Origin of the sequence: Bacillus sp. NPDC077027, from assembly GCF_050269555.1 — a bacterium.
Lineage (GTDB): Bacteria > Bacillota > Bacilli > Bacillales > Bacillaceae > Bacillus.
The window spans coordinates 1-25,523 of the sequence record NZ_JBNNIO010000001.1; the positions used below are offsets into that span (position 1 = coordinate 1).

The window sequence follows — 25,523 nt, forward strand, 5'->3', positions numbered from 1 at the left end:
GCGTGGTGACACGTGGAGCTGACAGATACTAATAGATCGAGGACTTAACCTTTTCTTTTGTGAATATTGAACATTGTTATCTAGTTTTGAGAGAACATTCTCTCCATCAGGTTTGGTGGCGATAGCGAAGAGGTCACACCCGTTCCCATACCGAACACGGAAGTTAAGCTCTTCAGCGCCGATGGTAGTTGGGGGTCTCCCCCTGTGAGAGTAGGACGCCGCCATGCTTGTTTAGATCAGTTCCAGTCGGAACTGATCTTTTTTGTGTACCAAAAAATATCCTAGTTATAATCTTAGCTAATATATAGAAGAAAAAGGCGAATCAACAGCTTGGGATGTTTAAATGATTTATCAGAAAAATAAAAACAAAATGCTGCGACTTGATTTGTAATGTTTCTAATGATCGTAAAAATCATGAGTTGAGATGAAATATTTGAATGGACTGGTTTGAGTAATGAGATTTTATATGATTTACAGTGATTTTTCATCAAAATAGAAGAAAAAACAAAGAAAAACCTATAAAAAGCTTCCCAAATGGTGAGACAAATGGTACACTTCTCTAGGTGATTTAACGAAAGAAATCGATTTTAAATTAATTTAAAAATTATTTTAAAAAAGTCTTTACAAACAATATCTTATCGTTATATAATACTATTTGTCGGATCGAGAGTGCTTCGAGATGATGATATGGAGGATTAGCTCAGCTGGGAGAGCATCTGCCTTACAAGCAGAGGGTCGGCGGTTCGAGCCCGTCATCCTCCACCATATTTATTCTTACATAATGTTAGGATAGATAGAGCCGGTGTAGCTCAACTGGTAGAGCAACTGACTTGTAATCAGTAGGTTGGGGGTTCAAGTCCTCTTGCCGGCACCACTTTTTTATGATACGATAGACAAGTCGCTTTTAAAGCGAGCCATTAGCTCAGTTGGTAGAGCATCTGACTTTTAATCAGAGGGTCGAAGGTTCGAGTCCTTCATGGCTCACCATCTCCATGCGGGTGTGGCGGAATTGGCAGACGCGCTAGACTTAGGATCTAGTGTCTTTACGACGTGGGGGTTCAAGTCCCTTCACCCGCATTGCCATAACATCAATGATAATCCTGTAGATGCGGAAGTAGTTCAGTGGTAGAACACCACCTTGCCAAGGTGGGGGTCGCGGGTTCGAATCCCGTCTTCCGCTTATACCATCCACGCCGGGGTGGTGGAATTGGCAGACACACAGGACTTAAAATCCTGCGGTAGGTGACTACCGTGCCGGTTCAAGTCCGGCCCTCGGCATTATCATAATAAGCGCCCGTAGCTCAATTGGATAGAGCGTTTGACTACGGATCAAAAGGTTAGGGGTTCGACTCCTCTCGGGCGCGCCATATTTCGGGAAGTAGCTCAGCTTGGTAGAGCACTTGGTTTGGGACCAAGGGGTCGCAGGTTCGAATCCTGTCTTCCCGACCATCTTTATGGGGCCTTAGCTCAGCTGGGAGAGCGCCTGCCTTGCACGCAGGAGGTCAGCGGTTCGATCCCGCTAGGCTCCACTTTATTATTATTTTTATATCATGGCGGTGTAGCTCAGCTGGCTAGAGCGTACGGTTCATACCCGTGAGGTCGGGGGTTCGATCCCCTCCGCCGCTATTAAAGGACCTTTAGCTCAGTTGGTTAGAGCAGACGGCTCATAACCGTCCGGTCGTAGGTTCGAGTCCTACAAGGTCCACCATCTATACGGAGGAATACCCAAGTCTGGCTGAAGGGATCGGTCTTGAAAACCGACAGGGGTGTCAAAGCCCGCGGGGGTTCGAATCCCTCTTCCTCCTCCATTTATTTCTTTCTTATATATTATCATCGCGGGGTGGAGCAGTTCGGTAGCTCGTCGGGCTCATAACCCGAAGGTCGCAGGTTCAAATCCTGCCCCCGCAACCAAAATGGTCCGGTAGTTCAGTTGGTTAGAATGCCTGCCTGTCACGCAGGAGGTCGCGGGTTCGAGTCCCGTCCGGACCGCCATTTTTAAATAAAGATATGGCTCGGTAGCTCAGTTGGTAGAGCAACGGACTGAAAATCCGTGTGTCGGCGGTTCGATTCCGTCCCGAGCCACTTTTTAAAAAACTTAATATGAAGTATGGCGGTTGTGGCGAAGTGGTTAACGCACCAGATTGTGGCTCTGGCACTCGTGGGTTCGATTCCCATCAATCGCCCCATACATAAATGCGGGTGTAGTTTAGTGGTAAAACCTCAGCCTTCCAAGCTGATGTCGTGGGTTCGATTCCCATCACCCGCTCCATTTGCATATAGTTCATGGGCCTGTAGCTCAGCTGGTTAGAGCGCACGCCTGATAAGCGTGAGGTCGGTGGTTCGAGTCCACTCAGGCCCACCATGATATTCCGCAGTAGCTCAGTGGTAGAGCTATCGGCTGTTAACCGATCGGTCGTAGGTTCGAGTCCTACCTGCGGAGCCAAATGGGGAAGTACTCAAGTGGCTGAAGAGGCGCCCCTGCTAAGGGTGTAGGTCGCGCAAGCGGCGCGAGGGTTCAAATCCCTCCTTCTCCGCCATTTATATGATGGCCCGTTGGTCAAGCGGTTAAGACACCGCCCTTTCACGGCGGTAACACGGGTTCGAATCCCGTACGGGTCATAAAAAAGAGATCATCATGATGATCTCTTTTTTTTGTGCAGTAAAAGACCGCTTTTTTACATATTCATTGAATAGATCGTATAGGACAAGTAGGTGGCAAAAAACCCCCATAAGACGTAGGGGATGAGCAAAAAGGGGACGATCTTGCTTAGCTTGCTTGATAAGAAGACAAGGGCAAGTGCAGTTAGCGCAACGAGCAAACAATCAATGGTGGCAGTAAATAGATCTTTCTGTGTAAATTGAAAAAAACTAAAAGCTTGATTAAATACATAGTTCAACAAAAATAGTATCCAAAATGGGAGGGTGATTCTTTGAAAGCCATATTTGGCATAGATAATGGCTGCTGATAAAGAGATTAACCCGAATAAGATTGCCCATACTGCTCCAATAACTCCGCCTCCTGGTGTCCATTCTGGCTTGTTTAATGCGTCGTACCATTCTCGATCTATGGGGAATAGGAAGCCGGCAATTGAAAAAAACGCATATGTAATAAAAAAAACGACAATTGCCCAAACAATACTTTTTTTAGTCATCAAAATTCATCTCCTCGACGATTTTCATTTCTTTAATGATTTCCCTTTTTTACATTATATAAACATGTAGCTCCCAATATGAGGGAGCTACTCTTTTTCTTCAATATAAGGATCTTTTTCATATGGTTTCAGGTCACCAAATACAGTCATGATTCCTTCTTCATCAAGAGCATCTTCATAGGCTTCATGAGCTTTTGTTGGAAACACTTGCATCTCTTTTCCGTATAGATCTGATGCAGCAAAGCCTTCATAATCTTCAACATAGTCTTCATCTTCTGACTGTGTATAGACGTCATCGTACGTAAGAGGAGGAAATTCCATATCTGATGGGGTTTCTGAGTTTCCATATCGCTCAAGGTCTTGATAGGCATCCTCGCCGTCATAGGCTGCACTTTCTTCACTTTCAAATTGTCCTGAAGGTGGACTTAACCATTTTTCCTCAATTGGTCTTGTTTGAGATACACTTTGTTCTTTTGAATGTTCAGTACAAGTGATGGCAGTAGGTAGTGCCTTTAAACGTTCTTCATCAATTGGTAGACCACATACTTTACAAATACCATATATCCCTTGGTCGATGGCCGTTAAAGCTTCATCTATGTCTGATTTATGTTCACGTTCTAGATCTTCAAGGGCAATGTCTTTGCCTCTCTCAAATAATTCGGTTCCTTGATCCCCTGGATGGTTGTCATAGGCTGAGAGCTCCCCAAAAGAATCATAAGGGAAAGACTTTTTGTGTTCATCATGCTCTCCATGCTGGTTTTTAGTTTCAATTTCTTGTTTCTCTTTAAGAAGGCGCTGTTTTAAATGATCAATTTCTTCCTTAGATATCATGACGATCTGTCCTTTCTTCTCACATGATAAGTTTAGTATTGGCAGATTTCTAATATTAGACTTGTGCCAAATTGAAGAAATTTGTACGAAAAAAAACGCCTGGAGAAACAGGCGTTTTCATTAAGCGATATAATATTGCAGAATGAGTGCAATGGTTAAAAGGAATCCAAAAAATGTGTTGGTTTGTGCAGTTGATTTCATTGCGTTCATTAGCTCAATTGGTTTTTCCTTTTCCTTGAACTCTTTAATGGCTGTGTAGGCTTTCGGTACACTTAACAAAACCAGAAGACTCCATAGCCCCGTCGTATTCGTTAAGATATAAACAAAGATCAGTAAATAAGACATCAAGAACATCGCTAATAAAATATTGACCGCTGTTTTTCTGCCAACGAGTATGGCAAGTGTCTTCCGACCATTTTCTTTATCTCCATCTAAATCCCGAATATTATTCGAAAGTAAAATGGCACCAACTAAAATTGAAATAGGTAATGAAATGAGAACGGCTTGAGTGGAGAGCGTTCCTGTCTGAATGAAAAAGCTAATTAAGATAATACCAAGGCCCATGAATGCTCCAGATACGAGTTCTCCAAATGGTGTATATGCGATCGGTACGGGACCGCCTGTATAAAAATAGCCAGCTGCCATACAAATAAGTCCGATAAGTGCAATCCACCAGCTAGACATCATACAAATATATACTCCTAACAATAAAGATAAGCCAAATAGAGCGTAAGCTAGTGCTAAAACTGTTTTTGGTTTGACACCATTTCGAACAATGGCACCACCAATTCCAACTGACTTTTCATTATCCAAACCGCGTACATAGTCAAAGTATTCATTGAACATATTTGTCGCAATTTGAATAAACATTGAGGCCAATAGCATCGCTAAAAACAGCCAAATATTTACATGTCCATGTGGCAAAGCGAGCACCGTTCCTAAAGTGACTGGTATAAAAGCCGCAGTCAATGTATGCGGCCGCAATAAATTCCACCATATCCGCCAATTTTTATCAGGCTTAATTGGTGAAATTTGATCTGATATCGATTGATGCTGCATAATTTTACTCCTTTAAATAAAAAAATACGTACACGTCCAAACTCCAGTTTAGCAAAGTTCAAAACCGTGTCAATATATTGATGCGATGATTCATAAAAAAAGATGAATGCTAATGCTTCCCATTTTTATATATGCACCTAGTTAGCTAATCGGCCATCTCTCGACTTCCAATTACTCTTAGCCTGTTCGTACCTATTATTAACGGTGTTCATTCAATCATTTTATCCAGTATGTTACGAGCGAAAAAATCAGTGAAGCGTGATATAATAAGCATTCGAAGGTTTTATTTACTAAGTTCATCTGATAAGGTTTATAATAGAAATGCAGGTAAATGGACATAATCGGATGTTCGTATATTTTCTCGGCAACATTCGACAAGTTTTGAACGTTATTTAATGGATTTTGGAGGAATGTATCATGGTGACAACGGTGCAAAGTACTTTCCGTCAGGAAGCGCTTGCGACATTAAAAGAAGGAAATAAAGTCAACCATGCTGTTTTGATAAGCTACTCCAGAAGAGTTGACGATATGGATCCTCTTGCCTTTTTCCAGAGCGGTGAAGCTGATTTTTTAGGCGAGCGGTTTTTTTGGTCTGATCCAGAAAGCCAAATGATTTTTTCTGGACTTGGCAGGGCTGCTGTCATTAAAACAGAACAGAAAGGTAAAGAACGATTTGATACTGTTCATCGAGAGTGGGAACAGCTAAAACAGAATATGTTTCATTTTCATGATGAAAAGGAGTTAAAGCAAGCTGCTGTCGGTCCGCTTCTTTTTGGGGGATTTTCATTTGACCCATACGAAGAAAAGGCGCGTCATTGGGAGGCATTTGGCGAGGCTCATTTTTTTGTGCCTTCAATGATGTTAACTGTTTCTAAAGAAGGGACGTTTCTAACTGTAAATGAGTGGAAGCAAATAAACGGTAATGTTCATCAGTTGATGCAGGAGCTGGAGGGAAAAGCTTCAAATTTCCGAGCAGTTCCAAAAGCATATAAGTCGCCATCTACCCTTGTGAAAATGGAGGAACTGGATGTACAGGCTTGGATGAAAGCCATTGAAAATGCAACAGAGCATATTCAGGCAAATGAGTATGATAAAGTAGTCCTAGCAAGAGAAGTCTTGCTTTATTATAAAAATAATATCAAGCTTGAACCGTTATTGGCTGAATTGATGACACATCAAACGACAAGCTATGTATTTGCGATTGAACAAGGAAGACAAGCATTTGTTGGAGCAACACCGGAACGTTTAGTGAAAAAAGATGGTGAAGAGGTATCTTCGTCTTGCTTAGCCGGTTCAATTGTAAGAGGAAGCAATGAAGTAGAAGATAAAAAGTTCGGTGACGAATTACTTCGTGATGAAAAAAACTTGATTGAGCATCAAATTGTCGTCAATATGATATATCAGGCATTTCAGGCAAATTGTCATCAGGTGGATAAACCTGATCATCCTAGTCTATATAAAACGAAAAATATTCAACATCTCTTTACACCAGTAGTTGGTGAAATAAAGAGAAACTGCTCTCTGTTTTCGTTAATTGAACAGCTTCATCCGACACCTGCTTTAGGTGGTTATCCTAAAGAAAAAGCTGTCGAGGTCATTCGAGCAATAGAGCCGCTAAAGCGAGGCTGGTATGCGGCACCTGTGGGCTGGATTGATTCTCAAGATAACGGAGAATTTGCGGTAGCGATTCGTTCTGGTTTGATTGAGGATGATCATGTTCGCTTATTTGCTGGCTGTGGGATTGTTGAAGACTCTGTTCCTCATAAGGAATACGAAGAGACCCAAGTAAAGCTAAGACCAATGCTGTCCGCACTCGGAGGTCATCCAATTGAGTAATCAAATTATGACAAAATATATTGGCAGAATGATGGATGAGTTTGTGCAAAGTGGTGTAGAGGAAGTGATTGTCTGCCCCGGTTCTAGATCAACACCTCTTGCGATGCTTGCTTTAGCACATCCAGACATGAATGTACAAGTATTGGTTGATGAAAGATCAGCCGCTTTTTATGCGCTTGGCATTGCAAAAGCAAGTCAAAAACCAGTACTGCTCATTTGTACATCAGGCACAGCGGCGGCTAATTTTTATCCCGCCGTTGTCGAGGCCCATTATTCTCGCATACCTCTAATTGTATTAACTGCTGATCGACCACATGAATTAAGGGAGGTAGGGGCACCTCAAGCGATTGATCAGCAATTCTTATTCGGTAAGTTTGTTAAATGGTTCACAGACTTAGCTCTCCCAGAAGAAAGCTCTGCGATGCAACGCTACATACAAACAGTCGCTGCTAGAGCAGGAAACATAGCGAAGCAAGACCCAAAGGGACCTGTACAAGTGAATGTTCCATTAAGAGAACCATTATTGCCGGACATGTCCATAGATCCTTTTAAAAGAGAAGAGAACGAGAAGAAGAAAGTGCTGACAACTGGAAAAGCAATGCCAGATGAGAACGTCATGACAGAAATTAAGGAGCTACTCCATAGTTCGAAAAAAGGCATTATTGTTTGTGGAGAGCTTCATGAACAGTCAGAAAAAGAAGCGATTCTAAAACTTGCTAAGTTTTTGAAATTCCCTATTTTAGCTGATCCGCTGTCTAATTTGCGAAATGGTTCATTTGATAGACAATTTATCATTGATGCCTATGATTCATTTTTGAAGGACGATGATATGAAACGTCAACTAACTCCTGAGGTTGTGCTTCGTTTTGGCCCAATGCCTGTCTCTAAGCCACTGTTTAAATGGCTGGAAAAAGGCAATGAGATGCAGCAAATTATAGTGGATCATGCAGGTGGTTTTAGAGATCCTAGTCTTACGGCAACCTATTTGGTTGAAAGTGACACGTCATTTTTTGTAGAAAATGTTTTGAGTGAAGCATGTAGTGAGAAAGATGATGATTTTCTAAATGATTGGTTCTTTGTGAATAATTCTTTCAGGCATCATTTGAACGACTATCAAGATGATGATTTGACGTTTGAAGGCAATGTGTATCGTCAGCTTCAACATCTTGTACCAGAAGAAAGTGTACTGTTTATCGGTAATAGCATGCCAATTCGTGATGTAGATACATTTTTCCAAGCACAACACAAAGCATTTATCATGCTGGCAAACCGTGGTGCAAACGGAATTGATGGTGTCGTTTCTTCTGCCCTTGGCACCTATACAGCTACTCACAAGCCAATTACGCTAGTGATAGGTGATCTATCGTTCTATCATGATTTGAACGGTCTGTTAGCATCTAAACTAATGGACATCCCACTGACAGTTATTTTACTGAACAATGACGGTGGAGGAATTTTCTCCTTTTTGCCACAGGCATCAGATGAGCCTTATTATGAAAAATTGTTTGGTACGCCAACTGGTTTAACCTTTGAGTATGCGGCTAAATTATATGGGGGAACCTATTCGCAGCCAAAGTCGAAGGAAGAATTTAAGGAAACGTATCTTGCACATATTCATGAGCCAGGCCTGCATCTCATTGAGATTGAAACAAATCGTCATTCTCGAGTGACTGTACATCGTCAAATCATGGAGGATGTATTGAGTGAAGTGAGAAAAGAATGGCTCAACGAATGATAGAATTGCGTGATGGTGTCAAGTATGAGGTGTGGGACCAACATTCATCTTCTGAAGAAGCGATTTTATTTTTACATGGCTTTACAGGAAATGCCGATTCATGGCATTTTATAGATGAGGATTTGAAAGATAAGCGTCTTGTGAAAGTCAGCCTGCTTGGTCATGGCAAAACAGATGTGCCTCAAAGTATCAGGAGATATGCCATGTCACAGCAATTGACTGATCTTGCTGAGATTTTGGATCACTTAAAGCTTCACAAAGTCAATGTTGTCGGCTATTCTATGGGAGGACGTATCGCATTAGCCTTAGCTTCCACTTATCCAGAACGTGTGGCAAAGCTTGTGCTTGAGAGTACGTCACCGGGTCTTGCAACTTTGAAAGAGCGGAAGGCAAGGTTGAAGCATGATTCGGCACTTGCAAGAAAATTAAGGGTCGAAGGATTATCAGCTTTTGTGGATTTTTGGGAAAATATCCCTCTTTTTGCTTCGCAGAAATTGTTGCCTGTTGAACAGTTAGAAAAGATGAGAGCGGGCAGACTAAGATCAAATCCCCTCGGTCTTGCACGAAGTCTTCAAGGGATTGGAACTGGTTCACAGCCTTCAATGTGGTCCACATTAAAGCTCTTAAAAATGCCCACTTTATTGGTTTGCGGTGCGCTTGATCATAAGTTTTGTGACCTTGCGACAAGAATGGAGAAAGAGCTTATCACAAGTCGAGTGGTCTGTGTCGATCACACTGGACACACAGTTCATGTGGAACAATCACAATTATTTGGTAAAATAGTGAGGGAATTCATTTTAAACCATGATTAGAGGAGGAGATATTTATGTCAATTGAATGGCAAACAGAACGTCAATATGACGAAATCTTATATGAAACGTATAACGGGATCGCAAAGATTACCATTAATCGTCCACATGTACATAACGCTTTTACTCCAAAAACGGTGATGGAATTAATCGATGCATTTTCGCGTGCTAGAGAAAATTCAGAGGTTGGTGTCATCGTCTTAGCTGGTGCAGGTGGCAAAGCTTTCTGTTCGGGTGGAGATCAAAAGGTACGTGGCCATGGAGGTTATGTAGGAGACGACCAAGTTCCACGTTTGAACGTACTTGATTTACAACGTCTGATCCGTGTAATTCCAAAACCAGTTGTAGCAATGGTTGCAGGTTATGCAATTGGTGGAGGGCATGTTCTTCATATCGTATGTGATTTAACCATTGCTGCGGACAATGCAATTTTTGGACAAACAGGTCCGAAGGTTGGAAGTTTTGATGCAGGATACGGTTCAGGTTATCTTGCACGTATTGTTGGTCACAAGAAAGCAAGAGAGATTTGGTATTTATGCCGCCAATACAATGCACAGGAAGCGCTGGATATGGGGCTTGTAAATACAGTCGTTCCGCTTGATCAGCTTGAGGAAGAAACCGTCAAATGGTGTGAAGAAATGCTTGACAAGAGCCCAACAGCTCTTCGTTTCTTAAAAGCCGCATTTAATGCAGATACAGATGGTTTAGCTGGGATTCAGCAATTTGCAGGAGATGCAACGCTGTTGTATTACACAACAGACGAAGCAAAAGAAGGTCGCGATTCCTTTAAAGAAAAACGCAAACCAGACTTTGGTCAGTTCCCACGTTTTCCTTGATTCGTGCATATGGATGAAAACAGCTTAGTGAATCGTACTGAGCTGTTTTCTTTTATGATTTGTCCATTATCACAAAGGAGGTGTTCTTATGGTAAAGCAACCAAATTGGTTGTTGCAGCGTGCATTTATAACGCCAGATCGAGTGGCACTGTTATGGAAGAATGAGGCTTGGACGTTCAAAGAATTGGAAATGGAAGCACGACAACTAGCGGGAAAACTTTCTCACGTTTCTTTGAAAAAAGGGGATACGGTCGCTCTATTGATGACAAATCGTCCTGAGATGGTGTTCATGATTCATGCGTGTTTTTTACTTGGGCTAAAAATCGTTTTACTTAACTGTAAGCTAACAAAGGCTGAAAGGCAGTATCAAATACAGGATGCAAAAGTAATGGCGCTCTTGACGGAAAAAAAGTTTGAAGACGATCATATATTAGATTTACCCGTCTATACCATCAAGTCATTACCTTCTGGATCTCCAGGTGAGGCAGTTTCAGTAACTCAAACTTTTGACGTTGACCAGACAGCAACGATTATGTATACATCAGGTACGACGGGACGTCCTAAAGGTGTTGAGCAAACCTTTGGCAATCATTTTCATAGTGCAATTTCTTCGGCATTAAATTTAGGTCTTCACGAGGAAGATCGCTGGCTGATTGCATTGCCACTTTTCCACATAAGTGGACTGTCTGCATTATTTAAATCTGTTATCTATGGTATGACAGTAGTTCTTCATGAAAAATCTAGTGTTGATGAGCTGAAAACATCAATTGATACAAAACGGGTGACCATCATCTCGGTTGTTCAGACGATGCTTACTCGTTTATTAAGCACCTTTCGTGAATGTCCGGCATCTTTGCGTTGCATTCTGTTAGGGGGAGGACCTGCACCTTTACCGATGTTAGAAGAGTGTAAACAGAAGGGGTTTCCAGTTTTTCAATCGTATGGAATGACAGAAACGTGTTCTCAAATTGTCACGCTTGCACCAGAGTTTAGTGTGAAAAAACTTGGATCAGCAGGCAAGCCCCTTTTTGGCTGTGAGCTCAAAATTCAAAATGGACAAACAGCATGTCGTCCTTTTGAGCATGGTGAGATTTTGGTGAAAGGACCTAATGTGATGAAAGGGTATCTGTATAAGGATGCTGAAACAGCTGATGCATTTGAGGAGGGGTGGCTTAAGACAGGAGATATCGGATACATAGATGACGAAGGGTTTTTATTTGTGCTAGATCGTAGATCAGATTTAATTATTTCTGGTGGGGAAAATATTTATCCAGCGGAAATTGAAGAAGCCCTTTTGACGCATCCACATGTTTTAGAAGCGGGAGTCACCGGTATACCTGATGACAAATGGGGAGAGGTACCTGTTGCTTTTCTTGTCACAGATGAGGTTGTGAAGGCAGAAGAATTGTATGCACTCTGTCAAGTTCGTTTAGCTAAATATAAAATCCCAACAGCATTTCACTTTGTCGAAGGACTGCCAAGAAATGCGTCAAACAAGTTGCAAAGGCACAGACTTTCATCAAAGGAGTTCTTGAAATGATTCAAATTGAACGAGTAAATTTATATCATGTCACAATGAAGCTTAAGAAGCCGTTTACGACAAGTCTTGGTACGATAAAAGATCGAGAATTCATTATTGTTGAGGTAAAAGATCAAACAGGGTTAACTGGGTGGGGAGAGGTGTCTGCTTTTTCTTCTCCATGGTATACGGAAGAAACAATTGAAACATGTTATCACATGCTCAGATCCTTTTTTATTCCGAACGTCCTCACTCGCTCATTTACACATCCCTCTGATATTCCAAACAGCCTTTATCATTTTAAAGGGAATAAAATGGCGAAGGCGGGGATAGAGGCGGCGGTTTGGGATATTTATGCGAAGCGCCTGAAAAAGTCTTTGAGTGAAGTGTTAGGTGGAACTGAGAAGAAAATTCCATCAGGTGTGGTTGTGAGCTTAGGACCAATAGATGAAATGCTAACGCAAATTGAACATTATGTCCATGAAGGCTATCAGCGGGTTAAGGTGAAAATAAAGCCCGGACAAGACTTGAAACTTCTTCAACGCATTAGGGACCGTTTTCCTGACCTTCCATTGATGGCAGATGCAAACTCAGCTTATGAACTAAAGGATATTAGTAAATTAAAGCAACTTGATGATTTGAAATTAATGATGATTGAACAGCCTTTAGCTGCTGATGATATTGTTGATCATCGTCACTTGCAAAAGCATATAAAAACGCCAGTGTGCCTAGATGAGAGTATTTGTTCAGTTGATGATGCTAGAAAGGCAATTGAACTTGGAAGCTGTGAAATAATCAACATTAAGCCTTCTAGAGTGGGAGGATTGACTGAGGCATTAAAGATTCATCAATTGTGCAAAGAACAGCAGGTGCCTGTGTGGTGTGGCGGAATGATTGAAACAGGCATTTCGCGAGCACAAAATGTCGCACTTGCCTCGCTTCCACAGTTTACGATTCCTGGAGACATTTCTGCCTCATCAAAATATTGGGAGCAGGATATTATTTATCCTGAAATTAAGGTTAAAAATGGCTTTATTCAAGTTCCAAGTGAACCAGGTATGGGAGTAGAAGTCAATTACCATGCTCTTCGGAAATATTCGGATAAACTAGATGTTTTTACAAAACAGGATTTTACAAAGTGAAAAAGAGATGTTGCAGTTTTGCTTATTTTTACGAAAGTCTTTATATTATTGCTAATCTTTTCCTTCCCGTACCATCAAAAAAGAAAGAGTGTCATACGCGCTCTCAGTGTGTAGACAAATCCTCGCATTCGTTGTCAGGTCTGCGCGCTCGTACTCATCCTTCCTAGAAGATCACGCTGAAATGAAGACAAAGGGCTAAAATAAACATCATTTTAGCCCTTTGTCAAAAATCTGTGAGCGTCATATGCGCTCTTTCTTTACTCTTCTGTAAGCTCACTATCATAAGCAAACTGTCCAATATACTGATTCACTTCACCGGGCATTTCATTCAAATGTCCGTATTCATAATCCCACAAGTTTAAAAAGGAGTGAGCCGCCTGAGTAAATGCTGATTCGTCAGCGTCATTAATTTCGTCAAAAAAAGTATGAAGTAACCGTTCTCTGTTCAAGTAAAGCGCCTCCTTTAAACAAGTTTAAAGATATTGAGGTTTGAACGTTTTACAGTCTGTTTCCTCACTTTTTTCAGCGGTGTCTCCTGTGTGACTAACAACATAAATAGCATCTGCTGTACAACGATTTCCAGAATCCCAGTAGGAACAGTTATTTACTTCACAAAGTATCTTTTGATTCATGATCATAACCTCCTCCCTTACGTATATGATTCATTTATAATGTAACCTAAATAGGTGGACTGCATTCATGCTAGTCAGTCTTCCTGACGGATATAGCGTTTGTCCTTCATGAACAATTTCCAAAAATAATAAAAACCCGGAAATAAAATGATGAAGCCCACGATATACGTAATAAATAACGCTCTAAATGTCGCGGGGTCTGTAAAACCTGACATGATTGTAATATCGGGATATGCCATGTATGGCAAATGTGCGTGACCATACACATAACTTGCTAACAAATATTGTGTTGTAATCGCAATGACAGCAAGCCGAGGTTTACCTTTACGATGTTTAAATCGACTGCTTGGCAATAGCAATGCAACACCGGCAAGTAAAAACATCAGCAGTGAAATCAGTAAAATAGGTATATTTTGAATCATTTTACTGTAGAGCCAATTTGCTTCACTACGTAACGTAAGCATAATAAAAAATGCCATCAAGAGAGAAAGAGGTCCTGTTAACAGTGCACCCTTTCTATAAATGCTGTAAGCCTCATCTTCACCTGCGACATTGGAAAAGTCGGCTAGAAGTAATGAAGAAAGGAATAGGGTACTAAAAATAGCAAAGCCGATAAACGAGTACACGTTGGCACTTGTAAACACTAGGCCAAGATCTAGTGTATAAACACCATTTTCTTTGAAAATAAATCCACCATGAGTAATCGGAAGAACCATGATTAAAATAGATGGAATGATAAATCCACTAATTCCAGAAATATAAGTAACAATCTTTCGATACTTTTTCGCAAGTGAATGTGAAAAAACGAGAAAACCACTTCGGACTGCCAAAAGCAATAAGATTATGCTTCCGGGAATTAAAAGAACTGTTCCTAATACAAAAGTAGCTCCTGGAAAAAGACTGAACAAAGCGACGACAATTGCCACAATAAATACGTTTGTTACTTCCCATGTTGGGGAGAGATATTTATTTGCGATGTTTGCTGCCTTCGTTTGCTCTTTATTCATATATAACATTGACCAAAAACCTGCGCCAAAATCCATTGATGCCATCACTGCGTATATAAAAACGAATCCCCATAAAATGGTGATCGCAATGAGCGCATCAGTTGTGATACCCATTTGCATCATGATCGCTCCTTTTTTTATGATTCTGCTAGCCGTAAGTCTTCTTCAATCGAATGCTTTCTAAAGTAGTGCGTTAAGACAAACACAGTTGCAATGCCTAAAATGAGATAGACAATCGCAAACAATACAAATAATGTCCCGATTGATCCGGAAGATGTAACGACTTCCGAGGTCTTTAGCATGTGGTAGATGACCCAAGGCTGTCTTCCTGTACATGCAAAAATCCAGCCGAATTCAATGGCAAGTAGACTGAGCGGTCCCCCAAACAGAAAGAGGAACAACAGCCATTTCGGATAGTGCTCACGCTTTAAAATTTTTCGGTAAAAGAATGCTAAGACGCCAAATAAAATCAAAATTGAGCCGATGATGACCATGCCATTGAACAACGTGTGTATAAATAGAGGTGGCCATTCATCTTTAGGAAATTCATTGAGACCTTTCACAACGGTGTCAAAGCTATTACCCGCAAGGAAGCTCAGTGCCCAAGGGATTTCAATGGCACCTTTAATTTCTTGGGTTTTGGCATCAGTAAAGCCGCCGATGGCAAGCGGTGCATGTGACTGTGTTTCAAATAATCCTTCAGCACCTGCTAATTTTTCAGGCTGGTATTTATAAAGAAGCTGAGCAGATTCATGCCCATTTAAAGCCGTGATGAAAGAGAAAATTCCACCAACAATAAGACCTAAAAAGAGTGCCTTGCGATGAAATGTATATAGTTTTTCGTTGTTTCTTGTTTTCAGCATCTTAAACGCAGCAACAGAAGCGATGACAAAGGCACCCGTTGTAAAAGCGGACACGACAACATGTGTAGCTGTCACGACGAAGCTAGGATTAAAAAATGCTTTCCACGGATGAATATCGGTTATTTCTCCATTCACCATTTTAAATCCCGCTGGAGTTCCTTCAAAGGCGTGTACATTTGTAATCAAGACTGCGGAAGCTGCTGCGCCAATGACGACAAAAATGACGGTGATAATGCGCATAACAGGAGATAATCGGTCAGCCGCATAAACATAAATGGACATAAACAAAGCTTCAATAAAAAAAGCATAAATCTCGATTTGGAATGGGAGTGACATGACTTTCCCAATAACCTCCATAAAGCCTGGCCATAAAAGAGCAAGCTGGGTGCCAGCAATGGTGCCAGTTGGAATTGCCACACCTAGTAAGACTGCCTGTGCCTTTGTCCAGCGCTTTGCCATAATGGCATAATGGGGATCCTTTGTTTTTTGAAAGATGAGTTCAGCTAACAGGATCATCAGTGGAATGCCGACACCTAATGAGGCATAGATGATGTGAAAACCCATGGTTGTACCAAAAAGGCTTCTTGCTAAAACCAAATCAGTCATTTTCCTTCTCCGCCTTTCTATTCGCATCTGTCGTAATGGGCTTATTATTCTCCACCAGTATTAGATTATTCTTCCTGAATAAGAAAGCTTGTTTTTTGACAAGTGGATGAGAAGAGGATAAGATAAAAATACAAAGCGTAATTATTACGTTTTGTCTAAAGCGAAAGGAGAATACATCATGAAAAGAAATATTCACCCAACAACACACGAAGTTGTATTTATGGACGTTAATAGCGGGTACAGCTTTTTAAGTAACTCGACAAAAACCTCAAATGAAGCGATTGATTGGGAGGATGGAAAAACGTATTCGGTGATTAAAGTAGAGACAAGCTCTGATACGCATCCTTTTTATACAGGTCGCCAAAAATTCGGAGAAAAAGGCGGACGAGCTGAACAGTTTAAGAAAAAATATCAAATGTAAAAATGAAAAAGCGCTCAACATATGAGGCGCTTTTTTTTGTGTAATCAAAAACCCCTGCAATGTACATAGCAGGGGAGTGAAATTAATCGTTTAATGCAGTTTTTAATGTGGCAAGGTTTTCTTTCATTAAGCTAACATAACTTTCACCACTTTTAGTATCTTCTTCGGTGATAGATTCAAGGTTTTTCAATGTTAAGCTTTTCGCACCAATCTCACTTCGAATGGTGTCAGATACTTTACTGCTTACATTGTTTTCAAAAATAACATACTTGATATGATGTTTTTCAGCTTGTTTCACAATATTCTCCAGTTGTTTTTGAGATGGCTCTTCAGATGCGGAAAGTCCCAGTACACTAATTTGTTCGATACCATACCGCTTTTCCCAATATCCGTATGCAGCATGTGATACAAGGATTTCTTTATGTTTTGCTTGATCGAGTGTTGTTTTGAAATTTTTATCTAGTGATTGTAATTCTTTTTTTAGTTTTTCATAGTTTTTTGTATATTCTTTTTTATGATCAGGATCAAGAGAAACGAGAGTATCTTTGATGTTTTTTGCCATTTGCTCAGCAAGTACAGGGTCTAACCAAGCATGTGGATCTTTGTCTCCGTGATCATGACCTTCATGATCATCCTCTTCTTCATGTGCATGTTCATCATGTGTGGATAGTAGCGTAATTCCTTTTGCGGCGTTCACCGTTTTGACCCCTTGTTCCTTTAAAGTAGAAGCTGTTTTTTCGGCAAATGCTTCTGCACCAGTTCCGCTATAAATAAAAGCATCACCTTCTGCCATGTCAACCATTGTTTTTGAGCTAGGTTCAAAACTGTGTGCATCTGCATTAGCAGGATATACACTTGTTGCATTCACAAATGATCCGCCGATTTTTTTTGTGAAATCTTGAATTGGGAAGATCGTTGTGTAAATTTTTAATTTACCGTCATTTTTCCCTTTTGATGCATTTGTACCAGTACTGCTTGAACAAGCGCCAAGACCGATTGCTAGTAGTACAGTGGTTAAAATGAAAAGTGTTTTTTTAATCATATAGAAATTCTCCTCTCAATCTATTAGATAGAAATGATTACGATTTAATGCCCTGAGTTATTGTATCGTAATTGTTACGATTTGAAAAGAGTAAAATAAAATAATTTCGTGTATTAGTTGTTTCCATTTAAAAATTGAAATTAAAACGTGACGAAATTTTGACCAATATGCTATATTTATTTTTAAAAACAGCAAAAGGAATGGAGCACATATGAAACTTTTAGATGAGATCATTGAATACAATCAACAATTTATAGATGAAAAAAAATATGAAGAATTCACAACAACAAAGTACCCTCAGAAAAAAGCTGTTGTTCTTTCATGTATGGATACACGCCTTGTAGAGCTTTTGCCTCGAGCAATGAACATGAGAAATGGTGATATTAAAATTGTAAAAAGCGCTGGTGCCCTCGTATCACATCCGTTTGGAAGTATCATGCGCAGTATTTTAGTTGCTGTATATGAATTAAATGCGGATGAAATTTATGTCATTGGTCATCATGATTGTGGGATGAGCAAAATCGACAGCAACACAATCTTGAACAAGGCGATTGAGCGTGGGATTCCTGAAAAACGAATTGAAGTTCTTGAGTATTCAGGAATTGACTTTGAGCAATGGTTAAAGAGCTTTCATTCAGTTGAAGAAAGCGTGAGGGACAGTGTGTCTGTAGTAACACATCATCCACTACTGCCATCAGATGTTCCGGTTCATGGTCTTGTGATCGACCCTGGGACTGGAAAGCTGGATGTGATTGTGAATGGATATGATCATTTAAAATAATTTATTCTCCCTTTTTAGGTGGGACAAGATCGACTCCGCCAGGATGAAATGGATGGCATTTACCAATTCGTTTTATCGTCAGCCAGCCGCCTTTTAATGCACCATGTGTTTTAATGGCTTCTAGTCCATAGTTTGAGCATGTTGGATAAAACCTGCATGAAGGTGGGGTGATGGGTGAAATGAATTTTTGATAAAAGCGAATGATGCTGATAAAAATACGTTTCAATACAATTGCCTCCTTTTGTTGTCCTTCACAGTATAAGAAAAAAGGACAAGGAAGGGAAGTTTTATACACTAAACTGGTCGGAGAAGTATGTTACAATATAGAAAATCATAATTTTAGGAGTGGTTGTAAATGCCTTCAGTAGAAAGCTTTGAACTTGACCATAATGCAGTGAAAGCACCATATGTTCGTCATTGCGGTGTTCATAAAGTGGGTTCAGATGGTGAAGTAAATAAATTTGATATTCGTTTTTGTCAGCCGAATAAACAGGCAATGAAGCCAGATACGATTCATACTTTAGAGCATTTGCTTGCTTTTAATATTAGAACACATTCAGAGAAATATGATCATTTTGATATTATCGACGTGTCGCCGATGGGCTGTCAAACAGGATATTACCTAGTTGTCAGTGGAGCTCCAACACCTGAAGAGATTGTTGAGTTATTAGATGCGACATTTAAAGATGCAGTCGAAATTACAGAGATTCCAGCTGCAAATGAAAAGCAATGTGGTCAGGCAAAGTTGCATGATCTTGAAGGAGCAAAGCGTTACATGCGTTTCTGGCTGGCTCAGGATCAAGCGGATCTATTAAAAGTATTTGGATAATATGAAGTGACCGGGCATCAGATATGCCCGGCTTTTTTTATGATCTATGACGAGATGTCAAATAAGGGGATATTTGTTAAAATAGACATGTAAGTAAAAAAGGAGGAACATTGATGCGAAAAACAGTAGGAATGCTTCTCATGCTTTTGATGCTTTGTGCATGTGGGAATCAAACAACTGGCAACCAACAAGAAGAAACACCTCAACTATTAGAAGTGGATCTTACAGGGCCAGAACACGCTGAGCAAAATGAAAGCGTTATATTTAAAGCAGCCGTCACATATGGCGATTCGCCTGTTGAAGACGCAGATAGTGTTGAATTTGAAGTGTGGAAGGACGGCGATAAGGATAACAGCAACATGATCAAGCCGTCACAAACGAATAAAGGTGTATATGAGCTACATACAACTTTTAAGAAAGATGGGATTTATATTGTACAGGTACATGTGACAGCAAAGCAACAGCACAATATGCCAAAAACTAAAATCAATGTTGGGCAGGTTGATGACAGTAGTTCTTCCTCCAAAAAAGAGACAAAATCACATCATTGAAGCGCTTTTATTTTGGGTTAGGTCGATGATTTTTTTTGGAGTCTGGCGGTGTGTCAATTTTATGCTGATATTCATATGCCTTTGACGTTGTCCAAAGAGACAAAATCAATACAATTGCGATAATGATAAAGCTAATGATCCCTAGTAATAGCATATTTCTCCCTCCTTATCACCATATTAACATATATTTCATGCAGTCAAAATAAAAGAAATCTACAGTAGGTTTCAGTATAATAAAAAAGGGTAATCCTATACTAAGCGTGGTATTACATAAGGAGGAATGACAAATGTCAGAGAAGTTGTTAAGTGCAGTAAATAAGCAGGTTGCAGATTGGACAGTCATGTATGTGAAATTACATAATTATCATTGGTATGTAAAAGGAAAAGATTTCTTTACCCTTCATGAAAAGTTTGAGGAGCTTTATACAGAAACAGCCACATACATTGACGATCTTGCAGAGCGTATGCTCGCTTTAAATGGACAGCCTGTTGGGACAATGAAAGAGTGTTTAGAAATCTCTAGCATTAAAGAAGCACAGGGAAATGAAACCGCAGAGCAAATGGTACAAAACCTATATGATGATTTTACAAATATTGCAGAAGAATTAAAACAAGGTATGGATTTAGCTGATGAAGTAGGCGATGAAACAACTGGTGATATGCTTCTTGCGATCCATCAATCAATTGAAAAACATAATTGGATGCTTAAAGCATTTTTAGGGTAATATTGTGATGAAATACCGATGGAATCTTTATCGGTATTTTTTTTAACCCTGCCTACTTTATTGAGTATAACTGTCCCTGATTTGGGGCAGTTTTTCTTTTTGTGCCAGACTGCCCATTGAAATAATAGGGCTTTGAGCCGAAAAGAATAACGAAGGGGGTGAAAAAATATGTCCTCTATTGCAGGAATGATGAGTCAGCATGTTGCGAGTATTCAGAAGACGCTTAATATCAGTTTACTTAATTCACAACTTGCGACTAATGCCGCTCAGGCAATGGTGATGCTCGATCAAGCTCAGCAGCAGCCACAAGCCCAGACAGTTCAGCCGAAAGATTCTGACGCAAAGTTTATTGATGTTCGTGTATAAGAAAGAAGAAAAGCCATCTCATGCAGATGGCTTTTTTGCCTTATTTTTCTGTCGTCCAAGCCATTCACATCAACATTCATATACTATTTTATGCAGGGAGTTCCACTGTGAAAGGATGTTGATGCTTAGTGAGCAAGGATTTGGGCATCTTTTCGTTGTTTACAGTTTGTCTGTCAGCTATCGGTTTTCTGTTTGGTGGAGCAGGGTATTTATTCACGATGCTGGTTACATTAATGGGAATTGAAGTGATGTGCTCTAGCTTAAGGGAGTCTGTGATACGAAGGTTTACGATTCGGCTTTTTTGTACAAGACTTGTTCGTAAGATCGTGACACTTTCGCTCATATCTGTTGCTCACTTCTTTGATGTCATTCTGAAAACAAGTGGAATGATCAAGGACGTTGCGATCATGTTTTATATTATCTACGAATCGTATCAAATTGTATCGACTGCAAGTTCCCTTGGGATTCCGATTCCTCAATTATTTATAGATGTACTAGAGGTATTAAAAAATAAACTGCGTAAAAAGCCGTAATTTACCCAAAGCTGGTCATACTAAAAGAAAAAAGGATGAACAACATGGGTATTCACACATACTTTGTGTCTGTACAAGACGGATCAATTTCTCAGCATCGAGATGCGGCTTCTTGGCAATTTCAGATAGAAGCAGACGATGATCAAATTTTGCAGCTTAGAGATTATTTTGACCAGCTATATATGTCAGATTGGAAGGGTTTTTTCAGGGCACATGTGCCATTTGTTGAATATCATTATGATAGTCCAAATGATGAAACGGATCGTACGAGAAAGAACATATACAATCTGATTTATCAACTTGGAAATGATGAAACGAAGGATTTTATTGAAACAAATGGATTGATGTCATGAAAAGAGCATGTAGAGATTTTTCTACATGCTTTTTTACTTGCGGTTATTTAAGAAACCACCAATCAGGTCACTAATGCCGTTGCCACTATTGACTTGTTGTCCTTGCGTGTGATGTTGCTGGGTAGTTTGGTTTGTGATGCCTTGAGTTGTATTATGGAAGGCACTTCCTTGTGACTGTGCTTGATAGCGATTGTCATCAAGACCAACACGCAATCCTGCTTGACGCTCAAACGGCTGGACGATCACAATCTGACCTGGTTCTTGAAATTCAAACATATATGATTCGCCTGAGGTTTGTCCGATGAATGTTTTCCAGTTCACATCAAGTTTCACCTTCGGCGCTTTTCCTGTCCAAGCGACAATGGCATCTGGATCGACACGGCATGGTGCTTCTAAAATAAGCGGATTGCCAGTCGTTTTAACGGCTACTTGTGCTCCATGACCTTGATAGGAAAGCTTTGAGGTGAAGAGACCTTTTTGTGATAACACTCCAACTCCAACTGGCGTCACACCATAATGACATTGGTCAGTAAATGCGAGTAAATCTTCACTTTCTACATTCACATACTGCCAATGCCCATTTGGCTCAAGATTGATGACAGTCACATGCTGACTCGCATCCGCTAAATAACATATGCCTTGTCCACTTACTTCCATCATTTCAAGGTTTTCACCTGTAAACTTGCGGCTAATGTGATTGAATACTTGACTGACCATACTTCCTTTATTTGTCCCAAGCAGTCGTTTGTTATATTTAAAGCTTCCTTGATCGGCAATCATGGCGCCTTTTTTTGCAAAAAATATGCCATTTCCTTCTGCCTTTAATGTAAGCTCCTGAATTGTATCAAAATAAAAACTCATATGATCGGCTCCTTTGTTTCCTTAAAATGTTAGTCCGTATAGGCGGCATAAATCTTTTAAATCCATCGTGGTGCCTGTTCCATTTGCACTGACTTTCCATTCCCCTTGATAACGGTACAATTCCGTGCACACGATAGAAGCACATTGGGAGTAATCTTCAGTTAAATTAAATGTGCAAATTTCTTGTTGGTTGAGTTGATTAGAGAGGCGAACATAAGCATTTGATACTTGTCCGAAATGATGACCTTGCTGATGAGCGTCATGTACTGTCACGGCAACAATCATTTTGTGAATATCAGGTGAGACTTTACTCAATTGAATGATCATGGTCTCATTATCGCCAAGGCCTCCGCCATGTTTGTTATCTCCAAGGTGACGTACAGAGCCATCACTGCTTTGATTGTTATTGTAGAAAATGAGATGTTCTGTTGTCATCAGCTTGTCCTGTTCATTTAATAAAAAAATCTCAGTATCTAAATCAATGGGTTGTCCAGATAAATCCCATCCAAGTCCGATGTGTATTTGGTCTAAATTCGGATTTCCTTTGGTTAGATCCATTTTTTGTCCTTTGATTAATGTTGTGCCTGTTTTTTGTTTCGGTTTGCTTTGGTGTTGTATGGGCTGTTGGCTCGTCTTTTGCTCAGACTTTGCAAGCGGATGAGGTCCACCTAGCTGTCTGCTTTTTTTCGGTTTAGGCCAATTTTGTATCCCCATGCTGTATCCTCCTTTGAATGTATGGAAGGCAAAGATCATATTTTAGGATTACGTGTGAACAAACGTAAAGGTTCCACGGATAAGTGTTGTTATTTTGGGTATGATAAAAACGTTTTAGCATTTATGCCCATTGTGATTAAGACGAAAATGAATAGCAGATTTGTTTCACTTTTCATAAAAAATCTTCAGAAAAATGTGATCTGTGGTATGATGTTTTACAAGAAGCAAGGACAGGATATGAGGGATTTTACATGCATGAATTTAAAGACTACTATCATAATAAGGTCAAGCTCTCTTTTGATGAGAATCCATTTTCGAATGATCCTAAGCATGTTTGGGCGATTTGCAGGTATCAGGGAAAGTGGTTGTTAACTGAGCACGAGGATCGAGGTTTTGAGTTTCCGGGCGGTAAAGTTGAGCTGGATGAAAAAGCAGATCAAGCCGTTATTAGAGAGATTCAGGAAGAAACAGGTGCGGTTGTTCGTACGTTAGCATATATTGGTCAATATAAAGTGCTTGGTAGAGAAAAAGTGATCGTCAAGAATATATATTTTGCTGATATTGAGAAATTGGAGAAGCAAGACACCTATTATGAAACGAAGGGACCCGTTCTTTTCACTGACTTACCAAAGTCTATCGCAAGAAATAAGAGCTTTAGTTTTATTATGAAAGATGATGTACTCAGGTTGAGTCTGGCCTATTTAGAAAAAAAGGGATTTCTTCATTAAGAAAAGCGCAGTGTATGAGCTGCGCTTTTTATTATTCTTTTCTTTGGATTAATCGGTGCTCTAGCCATTCAATAAGCTGGTACATGATCGTCGCAAAGACGGCGATAATAAAAAGACTTAAAAACACAAGGGTGAAATTAAATACTTGAAAGCCGTAAATAATCATATATCCCAGTCCTTTAGAGGACACAAGAAATTCTCCAACAATGACACCTACCCATGAAAGACCAACGTTTACCTTAACAGCAGAAATAATCGTTGGAATACTTGCAGGAAGGATCACCTCTTGAAAAACCACCCCTTTTTTCGCACCGAATGTTTTCATCACTTTTAAATAATTTTCATCGACTTCCTGAAAAGCAGTGTAAATGACAATGGTTGTGATAATGACACTAATAATGGCGCCCATAGCGACGATACTGATCATACCGGGGCCAAGTGCCACAATTAATATGGGTGCAAGTGCCACCTTTGGCATTGCATTTAAAATGACTAGATAAGGGTCAAGGACTTTTGCTAGTCTAGTTGACCACCATAAAACTGCGGCTAAAAGTGTCCCACAAAAGGTCCCTAGAAGAAAACCGAAAATCGTCTCAAACAAAGTGATGCTGATGTGATTGATCAGTGAGCCGTCAGAGAGTTTTTCAATAAACAACTGACAGACAGCAGATGGTGAACTGAAAATGAGTGGATCAATCAACCGAAAATGACTGGCGATTTCCCAACTAGAAAAGAAGGCAATAAAAATAATCAATTGATAGAACCGAGTGAGTCGTTTTTCCGTTTGATGCTTTTGGCGATAGGCTTCATGCAAAAGATCATTGTGCTTCAACAGACTTCAGCTCCTTCCAAATCGTTTGAAAGAGCTCCTGAAAGGTGGAGGACTGTCTTGCTTCAAACGGACTGAGCTTTTTGAGGTCTTGTGGGACAGAAAAAATGCGACGAATGGTACCAGGATGCTTTGAAAATAGAAAAATACGGTCACTCATTGCAATGGCTTCACCAATATCATGTGTTACAAGAACCGCTGTTTTTTGATAGCTTTTTAAAGTGTGAAATACGAGGTCTTCCAGAGATAGCTTCGTTTGATAGTCTAAAGCAGAAAATGGTTCATCGAGTAGCAGTAAGCCTGGATTTACTGCCAGGGTGCGAGCGAGTGCAGCTCGTTGTCTCATCCCACCAGATAATTCTTTTGGATATTTCGATTCAACATCATGCAGTCCAAGCTTTGGCAATAAGCATAATGCATGTTCTATCGCCTCTTTTGTATCTTGTTTGGCAATTTTTAAACCAAGAATGACATTTTCTTTCACCGTTTTCCAAGGAAATAAGTAATCTTGTTGAAGCATATAGCCAATGTGATGCTCCTTTTGATTCGGTTCCTTCCCCTCAATGAGGATACGCCCTTCAGATGGTGAAGTAATTCCAGCAATAATTGAGAGCAAGGTTGTTTTCCCGCATCCACTTGGGCCGATAAACGAAATAAACTCTCCTTGGTTGATATCAATATCAATTTGCTCGATTGCGGTTGTTTTTTCTTTTAACGAGAAATACGTATGGGTCACATGGTCAATTTGAAGGAAAGACATGCG

Annotated in this window: 29 protein-coding genes, 21 tRNA genes and 1 rRNA gene; 37 read left to right on the forward strand and 14 right to left on the reverse strand. The window is 40.1% G+C overall.

Annotated elements, in window-relative coordinates:
• The first annotated feature begins 111 nt into the window (after positions 1 to 111).
• The 22 genes from rrf (at position 112) to ACQKEZ_RS00110 (ending at position 2,619) form a co-directional block, all read left to right on the forward strand.
• Positions 112 to 227 (forward strand): 5S ribosomal RNA (gene rrf, locus ACQKEZ_RS00005).
• A gap of 462 nt (positions 228 to 689) precedes the next feature.
• Positions 690 to 765: transfer RNA gene (locus tag ACQKEZ_RS00010), tRNA-Val, on the forward strand.
• 33 nt (positions 766 to 798) lie between these two features.
• Positions 799 to 874 (forward strand) — tRNA-Thr (locus ACQKEZ_RS00015).
• Between the two features lie 37 nt (positions 875 to 911).
• Positions 912 to 987: transfer RNA gene (locus ACQKEZ_RS00020), tRNA-Lys, on the forward strand.
• Positions 988 to 994: 7 nt separating this feature from the next.
• Positions 995 to 1,077: transfer RNA gene (locus ACQKEZ_RS00025), tRNA-Leu, on the forward strand.
• A gap of 31 nt (positions 1,078 to 1,108) precedes the next feature.
• A tRNA-Gly gene (locus tag ACQKEZ_RS00030) sits at positions 1,109 to 1,180 on the forward strand.
• 12 nt (positions 1,181 to 1,192) lie between these two features.
• Positions 1,193 to 1,278 (forward strand) — tRNA-Leu (locus tag ACQKEZ_RS00035).
• 12 nt (positions 1,279 to 1,290) lie between these two features.
• Positions 1,291 to 1,367 (forward strand) — tRNA-Arg (locus ACQKEZ_RS00040).
• 5 nt (positions 1,368 to 1,372) lie between these two features.
• Positions 1,373 to 1,449: transfer RNA gene (locus tag ACQKEZ_RS00045), tRNA-Pro, on the forward strand.
• A 7-nt stretch (positions 1,450 to 1,456) separates the two neighbouring features.
• Positions 1,457 to 1,529: transfer RNA gene (locus ACQKEZ_RS00050), tRNA-Ala, on the forward strand.
• A 23-nt stretch (positions 1,530 to 1,552) separates the two neighbouring features.
• Positions 1,553 to 1,626 (forward strand) — tRNA-Met (locus tag ACQKEZ_RS00055).
• A gap of 5 nt (positions 1,627 to 1,631) precedes the next feature.
• Positions 1,632 to 1,708 (forward strand) — tRNA-Ile (locus ACQKEZ_RS00060).
• Between the two features lie 7 nt (positions 1,709 to 1,715).
• Positions 1,716 to 1,808: transfer RNA gene (locus tag ACQKEZ_RS00065), tRNA-Ser, on the forward strand.
• 26 nt (positions 1,809 to 1,834) lie between these two features.
• Positions 1,835 to 1,911, forward strand: a tRNA-Met gene (locus tag ACQKEZ_RS00070).
• Between the two features lie 4 nt (positions 1,912 to 1,915).
• Positions 1,916 to 1,992 (forward strand) — tRNA-Asp (locus ACQKEZ_RS00075).
• A gap of 17 nt (positions 1,993 to 2,009) precedes the next feature.
• A tRNA-Phe gene (locus ACQKEZ_RS00080) sits at positions 2,010 to 2,082 on the forward strand.
• A 28-nt stretch (positions 2,083 to 2,110) separates the two neighbouring features.
• A tRNA-His gene (locus ACQKEZ_RS00085) sits at positions 2,111 to 2,186 on the forward strand.
• Between the two features lie 9 nt (positions 2,187 to 2,195).
• Positions 2,196 to 2,269: transfer RNA gene (locus ACQKEZ_RS00090), tRNA-Gly, on the forward strand.
• A 16-nt stretch (positions 2,270 to 2,285) separates the two neighbouring features.
• A tRNA-Ile gene (locus tag ACQKEZ_RS00095) sits at positions 2,286 to 2,362 on the forward strand.
• A 6-nt stretch (positions 2,363 to 2,368) separates the two neighbouring features.
• Positions 2,369 to 2,443, forward strand: a tRNA-Asn gene (locus tag ACQKEZ_RS00100).
• 3 nt (positions 2,444 to 2,446) lie between these two features.
• Positions 2,447 to 2,537, forward strand: a tRNA-Ser gene (locus ACQKEZ_RS00105).
• Positions 2,538 to 2,547: 10 nt separating this feature from the next.
• A tRNA-Glu gene (locus ACQKEZ_RS00110) sits at positions 2,548 to 2,619 on the forward strand.
• Positions 2,620 to 2,675: 56 nt separating this feature from the next.
• Here the strand turns inward: ACQKEZ_RS00110 and ACQKEZ_RS00115 are convergent.
• From ACQKEZ_RS00115 to ACQKEZ_RS00125, 3 genes are all read right to left on the reverse strand, one after another.
• A complete protein-coding gene (locus ACQKEZ_RS00115) occupies positions 2,676 to 3,152 on the reverse strand; it encodes a TspO/MBR family protein (RefSeq protein WP_427297683.1) in 477 nt (158 codons plus the stop codon).
• Positions 3,153 to 3,239: 87 nt separating this feature from the next.
• Complete coding sequence (locus ACQKEZ_RS00120; protein ID WP_427297685.1) at positions 3,240 to 3,983, reverse strand: TraR/DksA C4-type zinc finger protein; 744 nt, start codon at positions 3,981 to 3,983, stop codon at positions 3,240 to 3,242.
• A 120-nt stretch (positions 3,984 to 4,103) separates the two neighbouring features.
• Entirely contained in the window at positions 4,104 to 5,042 is a 939-nt protein-coding gene (locus tag ACQKEZ_RS00125; protein WP_427297686.1) for a 1,4-dihydroxy-2-naphthoate polyprenyltransferase, read from the reverse strand.
• A 417-nt stretch (positions 5,043 to 5,459) separates the two neighbouring features.
• Here ACQKEZ_RS00125 and ACQKEZ_RS00130 point away from each other — a divergent pair, with 417 nt between their 5' ends.
• The 6 genes from ACQKEZ_RS00130 to menC all read left to right on the forward strand — a co-directional run bounded on the left by ACQKEZ_RS00130 (position 5,460) and on the right by menC (position 12,919).
• The gene (locus ACQKEZ_RS00130) at positions 5,460 to 6,878 is read left to right on the forward strand and encodes an isochorismate synthase (protein ID WP_427297687.1); all 1,419 of its coding nucleotides are present in this window, start codon (positions 5,460 to 5,462) and stop codon (positions 6,876 to 6,878) included.
• A 7-nt stretch (positions 6,879 to 6,885) separates the two neighbouring features.
• Positions 6,886 to 8,613 carry a 2-succinyl-5-enolpyruvyl-6-hydroxy-3-cyclohexene-1-carboxylic-acid synthase gene (gene menD, locus ACQKEZ_RS00135; RefSeq protein WP_427299269.1) on the forward strand — a complete coding sequence of 576 codons (1,728 nt, stop codon included), beginning with the start codon at positions 6,886 to 6,888 and terminating at the stop codon, positions 8,611 to 8,613.
• Positions 8,598 to 9,425 carry a 2-succinyl-6-hydroxy-2,4-cyclohexadiene-1-carboxylate synthase gene (menH, locus tag ACQKEZ_RS00140; protein WP_427297689.1) on the forward strand — a complete coding sequence of 276 codons (828 nt, stop codon included), beginning with the start codon at positions 8,598 to 8,600 and terminating at the stop codon, positions 9,423 to 9,425. The genes menD and menH overlap by 16 nt, the downstream gene beginning before the upstream one ends.
• 14 nt (positions 9,426 to 9,439) lie before the next feature.
• Positions 9,440 to 10,258 (forward strand): 1,4-dihydroxy-2-naphthoyl-CoA synthase, encoded by an 819-nt coding sequence (gene menB / locus ACQKEZ_RS00145; RefSeq protein ID WP_427297691.1) that lies wholly within the window; start codon positions 9,440 to 9,442, stop codon positions 10,256 to 10,258.
• An 88-nt stretch (positions 10,259 to 10,346) separates the two neighbouring features.
• A complete protein-coding gene (locus ACQKEZ_RS00150; protein ID WP_427297693.1) occupies positions 10,347 to 11,798 on the forward strand; it encodes an o-succinylbenzoate--CoA ligase in 1,452 nt (483 codons plus the stop codon).
• Positions 11,795 to 12,919, forward strand: coding sequence for an o-succinylbenzoate synthase (menC, locus tag ACQKEZ_RS00155; RefSeq protein ID WP_427297694.1), 1,125 nt, complete (start codon positions 11,795 to 11,797; stop codon positions 12,917 to 12,919). Before ACQKEZ_RS00150 ends, menC begins: the two co-directional genes overlap by 4 nt.
• A 257-nt stretch (positions 12,920 to 13,176) precedes the next feature.
• Here menC and ACQKEZ_RS00160 read toward each other — a convergent pair whose 3' ends face one another.
• From ACQKEZ_RS00160 to ACQKEZ_RS00175, 4 genes are all read right to left on the reverse strand, one after another.
• The gene (locus ACQKEZ_RS00160) at positions 13,177 to 13,368 is read right to left on the reverse strand and encodes a hypothetical protein (RefSeq protein WP_427297696.1); all 192 of its coding nucleotides are present in this window, start codon (positions 13,366 to 13,368) and stop codon (positions 13,177 to 13,179) included.
• 24 nt (positions 13,369 to 13,392) lie between these two features.
• Positions 13,393 to 13,551, reverse strand: coding sequence for a DUF1540 domain-containing protein (locus ACQKEZ_RS00165; protein WP_427297698.1), 159 nt, complete (start codon positions 13,549 to 13,551; stop codon positions 13,393 to 13,395).
• Positions 13,552 to 13,625: 74 nt separating this feature from the next.
• On the reverse strand, positions 13,626 to 14,672 hold the full coding sequence (locus ACQKEZ_RS00170) for a cytochrome d ubiquinol oxidase subunit II (protein ID WP_427299270.1): 1,047 nt from the start codon (positions 14,670 to 14,672) through the stop codon (positions 13,626 to 13,628).
• Between the two features lie 23 nt (positions 14,673 to 14,695).
• The gene (locus tag ACQKEZ_RS00175) at positions 14,696 to 16,027 is read right to left on the reverse strand and encodes a cytochrome ubiquinol oxidase subunit I (RefSeq protein WP_427297700.1); all 1,332 of its coding nucleotides are present in this window, start codon (positions 16,025 to 16,027) and stop codon (positions 14,696 to 14,698) included.
• Between the two features lie 178 nt (positions 16,028 to 16,205).
• On the opposite strand from ACQKEZ_RS00175, the gene ACQKEZ_RS00180 reads away from it, so the two are divergent.
• Complete coding sequence (locus tag ACQKEZ_RS00180) at positions 16,206 to 16,448, forward strand: type B 50S ribosomal protein L31 (RefSeq protein ID WP_427297702.1); 243 nt, start codon at positions 16,206 to 16,208, stop codon at positions 16,446 to 16,448.
• An 82-nt stretch (positions 16,449 to 16,530) separates the two neighbouring features.
• On the opposite strand, the gene ACQKEZ_RS00185 is transcribed toward ACQKEZ_RS00180, so the two are convergent.
• A complete protein-coding gene (locus ACQKEZ_RS00185) occupies positions 16,531 to 17,487 on the reverse strand; it encodes a metal ABC transporter solute-binding protein, Zn/Mn family (RefSeq protein ID WP_427299271.1) in 957 nt (318 codons plus the stop codon).
• A 214-nt stretch (positions 17,488 to 17,701) separates the two neighbouring features.
• On the opposite strand from ACQKEZ_RS00185, the gene ACQKEZ_RS00190 reads away from it, so the two are divergent.
• Positions 17,702 to 18,271 carry a beta-class carbonic anhydrase gene (locus tag ACQKEZ_RS00190; RefSeq protein ID WP_427297704.1) on the forward strand — a complete coding sequence of 190 codons (570 nt, stop codon included), beginning with the start codon at positions 17,702 to 17,704 and terminating at the stop codon, positions 18,269 to 18,271.
• A 1-nt stretch (position 18,272) separates the two neighbouring features.
• On the opposite strand, the gene yidD is transcribed toward ACQKEZ_RS00190, so the two are convergent.
• Positions 18,273 to 18,497, reverse strand: a complete 225-nt coding sequence (yidD, locus tag ACQKEZ_RS00195; RefSeq protein WP_427297706.1) for a membrane protein insertion efficiency factor YidD — start codon at positions 18,495 to 18,497, stop codon at positions 18,273 to 18,275.
• A 129-nt stretch (positions 18,498 to 18,626) separates the two neighbouring features.
• Between yidD and ACQKEZ_RS00200 the strand changes: the two genes are divergently transcribed.
• Together ACQKEZ_RS00200 and ACQKEZ_RS00205 are read left to right on the forward strand one after the other, a co-directional pair.
• Positions 18,627 to 19,100, forward strand: coding sequence for an S-ribosylhomocysteine lyase (locus ACQKEZ_RS00200; protein ID WP_427297708.1), 474 nt, complete (start codon positions 18,627 to 18,629; stop codon positions 19,098 to 19,100).
• Positions 19,101 to 19,213: 113 nt separating this feature from the next.
• Entirely contained in the window at positions 19,214 to 19,651 is a 438-nt protein-coding gene (locus ACQKEZ_RS00205; protein ID WP_427297710.1) for a FixH family protein, read from the forward strand.
• 7 nt (positions 19,652 to 19,658) lie between these two features.
• On the opposite strand, the gene ytzI is transcribed toward ACQKEZ_RS00205, so the two are convergent.
• On the reverse strand, positions 19,659 to 19,805 hold the full coding sequence (gene ytzI, locus ACQKEZ_RS00210) for a YtzI protein (protein WP_427297712.1): 147 nt from the start codon (positions 19,803 to 19,805) through the stop codon (positions 19,659 to 19,661).
• 133 nt (positions 19,806 to 19,938) lie between these two features.
• Between ytzI and ACQKEZ_RS00215 the strand changes: the two genes are divergently transcribed.
• The 4 genes from ACQKEZ_RS00215 (at position 19,939) to ACQKEZ_RS00230 (ending at position 21,628) form a co-directional block, all read left to right on the forward strand.
• On the forward strand, positions 19,939 to 20,376 hold the full coding sequence (locus ACQKEZ_RS00215) for a Dps family protein (protein ID WP_427297714.1): 438 nt from the start codon (positions 19,939 to 19,941) through the stop codon (positions 20,374 to 20,376).
• Positions 20,377 to 20,544: 168 nt separating this feature from the next.
• On the forward strand, positions 20,545 to 20,742 hold the full coding sequence (locus ACQKEZ_RS00220; RefSeq protein WP_427297716.1) for a hypothetical protein: 198 nt from the start codon (positions 20,545 to 20,547) through the stop codon (positions 20,740 to 20,742).
• A 128-nt stretch (positions 20,743 to 20,870) separates the two neighbouring features.
• Entirely contained in the window at positions 20,871 to 21,275 is a 405-nt protein-coding gene (locus ACQKEZ_RS00225) for a phage holin family protein (protein WP_427297718.1), read from the forward strand.
• A 44-nt stretch (positions 21,276 to 21,319) separates the two neighbouring features.
• Positions 21,320 to 21,628 carry a hydrolase gene (locus tag ACQKEZ_RS00230; protein WP_427297720.1) on the forward strand — a complete coding sequence of 103 codons (309 nt, stop codon included), beginning with the start codon at positions 21,320 to 21,322 and terminating at the stop codon, positions 21,626 to 21,628.
• Positions 21,629 to 21,661: 33 nt separating this feature from the next.
• Here the strand turns inward: ACQKEZ_RS00230 and ACQKEZ_RS00235 are convergent, their stop codons facing one another.
• Together ACQKEZ_RS00235 and ACQKEZ_RS00240 are read right to left on the reverse strand one after the other, a co-directional pair.
• A complete protein-coding gene (locus tag ACQKEZ_RS00235; protein WP_427297722.1) occupies positions 21,662 to 22,489 on the reverse strand; it encodes an AIM24 family protein in 828 nt (275 codons plus the stop codon).
• Between the two features lie 21 nt (positions 22,490 to 22,510).
• Positions 22,511 to 23,203: a TerD family protein gene (locus tag ACQKEZ_RS00240; RefSeq protein ID WP_427297724.1), complete on the reverse strand. Its 693-nt coding sequence runs from the start codon at positions 23,201 to 23,203 to the stop codon at positions 22,511 to 22,513.
• Positions 23,204 to 23,454: 251 nt separating this feature from the next.
• Here ACQKEZ_RS00240 and ytkD point away from each other — a divergent pair, with 251 nt between their 5' ends.
• Positions 23,455 to 23,931, forward strand: coding sequence for an RNA deprotection pyrophosphohydrolase (gene ytkD / locus ACQKEZ_RS00245; protein WP_427297726.1), 477 nt, complete (start codon positions 23,455 to 23,457; stop codon positions 23,929 to 23,931).
• A 31-nt stretch (positions 23,932 to 23,962) separates the two neighbouring features.
• On the opposite strand, the gene ACQKEZ_RS00250 is transcribed toward ytkD, so the two are convergent.
• Positions 23,963 to 24,763: an ABC transporter permease gene (locus tag ACQKEZ_RS00250; protein WP_427297728.1), complete on the reverse strand. Its 801-nt coding sequence runs from the start codon at positions 24,761 to 24,763 to the stop codon at positions 23,963 to 23,965.
• On the reverse strand, positions 24,750 to 25,520 hold the full coding sequence (locus ACQKEZ_RS00255; protein ID WP_427297730.1) for an ABC transporter ATP-binding protein: 771 nt from the start codon (positions 25,518 to 25,520) through the stop codon (positions 24,750 to 24,752). The genes ACQKEZ_RS00250 and ACQKEZ_RS00255 overlap by 14 nt, the downstream gene beginning before the upstream one ends.
• Between the last annotated feature and the right edge of the window lie 3 nt (positions 25,521 to 25,523).

Excerpts from the sequence above, each read along its gene's own strand:
- ACQKEZ_RS00125 (WP_427297686.1), bottom strand. The coding sequence starts at position 5,042 with ATGCAGCATCAATCGATATCAGATCAAATTTCACCAATTAAGCCTGAT.
- ACQKEZ_RS00205 (WP_427297710.1), top strand. The coding sequence starts at position 19,214 with ATGCGAAAAACAGTAGGAATGCTTCTCATGCTTTTGATGCTTTGTGCA.
- ACQKEZ_RS00175 (WP_427297700.1), bottom strand. The coding sequence starts at position 16,027 with ATGACTGATTTGGTTTTAGCAAGAAGCCTTTTTGGTACAACCATGGGT.
- ACQKEZ_RS00230 (WP_427297720.1), top strand. The coding sequence starts at position 21,320 with ATGGGTATTCACACATACTTTGTGTCTGTACAAGACGGATCAATTTCT.
- ytkD (WP_427297726.1), top strand. The coding sequence starts at position 23,455 with ATGCATGAATTTAAAGACTACTATCATAATAAGGTCAAGCTCTCTTTT.
- ACQKEZ_RS00240 (WP_427297724.1), bottom strand. The coding sequence starts at position 23,203 with ATGGGGATACAAAATTGGCCTAAACCGAAAAAAAGCAGACAGCTAGGT.
- ACQKEZ_RS00120 (WP_427297685.1), bottom strand. The coding sequence starts at position 3,983 with ATGATATCTAAGGAAGAAATTGATCATTTAAAACAGCGCCTTCTTAAA.
- ACQKEZ_RS00165 (WP_427297698.1), bottom strand. The coding sequence starts at position 13,551 with ATGAATCAAAAGATACTTTGTGAAGTAAATAACTGTTCCTACTGGGAT.
- menH (WP_427297689.1), top strand. The coding sequence starts at position 8,598 with ATGGCTCAACGAATGATAGAATTGCGTGATGGTGTCAAGTATGAGGTG.
- ACQKEZ_RS00200 (WP_427297708.1), top strand. The coding sequence starts at position 18,627 with ATGCCTTCAGTAGAAAGCTTTGAACTTGACCATAATGCAGTGAAAGCA.
- ytzI (WP_427297712.1), bottom strand. The coding sequence starts at position 19,805 with ATGCTATTACTAGGGATCATTAGCTTTATCATTATCGCAATTGTATTG.
- ACQKEZ_RS00115 (WP_427297683.1), bottom strand. The coding sequence starts at position 3,152 with ATGACTAAAAAAAGTATTGTTTGGGCAATTGTCGTTTTTTTTATTACA.
- ACQKEZ_RS00150 (WP_427297693.1), top strand. The coding sequence starts at position 10,347 with ATGGTAAAGCAACCAAATTGGTTGTTGCAGCGTGCATTTATAACGCCA.
- ACQKEZ_RS00180 (WP_427297702.1), top strand. The coding sequence starts at position 16,206 with ATGAAAAGAAATATTCACCCAACAACACACGAAGTTGTATTTATGGAC.
- menC (WP_427297694.1), top strand. The coding sequence starts at position 11,795 with ATGATTCAAATTGAACGAGTAAATTTATATCATGTCACAATGAAGCTT.
- ACQKEZ_RS00170 (WP_427299270.1), bottom strand. The coding sequence starts at position 14,672 with ATGGGTATCACAACTGATGCGCTCATTGCGATCACCATTTTATGGGGA.
- ACQKEZ_RS00130 (WP_427297687.1), top strand. The coding sequence starts at position 5,460 with ATGGTGACAACGGTGCAAAGTACTTTCCGTCAGGAAGCGCTTGCGACA.
- ACQKEZ_RS00220 (WP_427297716.1), top strand. The coding sequence starts at position 20,545 with ATGTCCTCTATTGCAGGAATGATGAGTCAGCATGTTGCGAGTATTCAG.
- ACQKEZ_RS00215 (WP_427297714.1), top strand. The coding sequence starts at position 19,939 with ATGTCAGAGAAGTTGTTAAGTGCAGTAAATAAGCAGGTTGCAGATTGG.
- menB (WP_427297691.1), top strand. The coding sequence starts at position 9,440 with ATGTCAATTGAATGGCAAACAGAACGTCAATATGACGAAATCTTATAT.
- menD (WP_427299269.1), top strand. The coding sequence starts at position 6,886 with ATGACAAAATATATTGGCAGAATGATGGATGAGTTTGTGCAAAGTGGT.
- ACQKEZ_RS00255 (WP_427297730.1), bottom strand. The coding sequence starts at position 25,520 with ATGTCTTTCCTTCAAATTGACCATGTGACCCATACGTATTTCTCGTTA.
- ACQKEZ_RS00235 (WP_427297722.1), bottom strand. The coding sequence starts at position 22,489 with ATGAGTTTTTATTTTGATACAATTCAGGAGCTTACATTAAAGGCAGAA.
- ACQKEZ_RS00190 (WP_427297704.1), top strand. The coding sequence starts at position 17,702 with ATGAAACTTTTAGATGAGATCATTGAATACAATCAACAATTTATAGAT.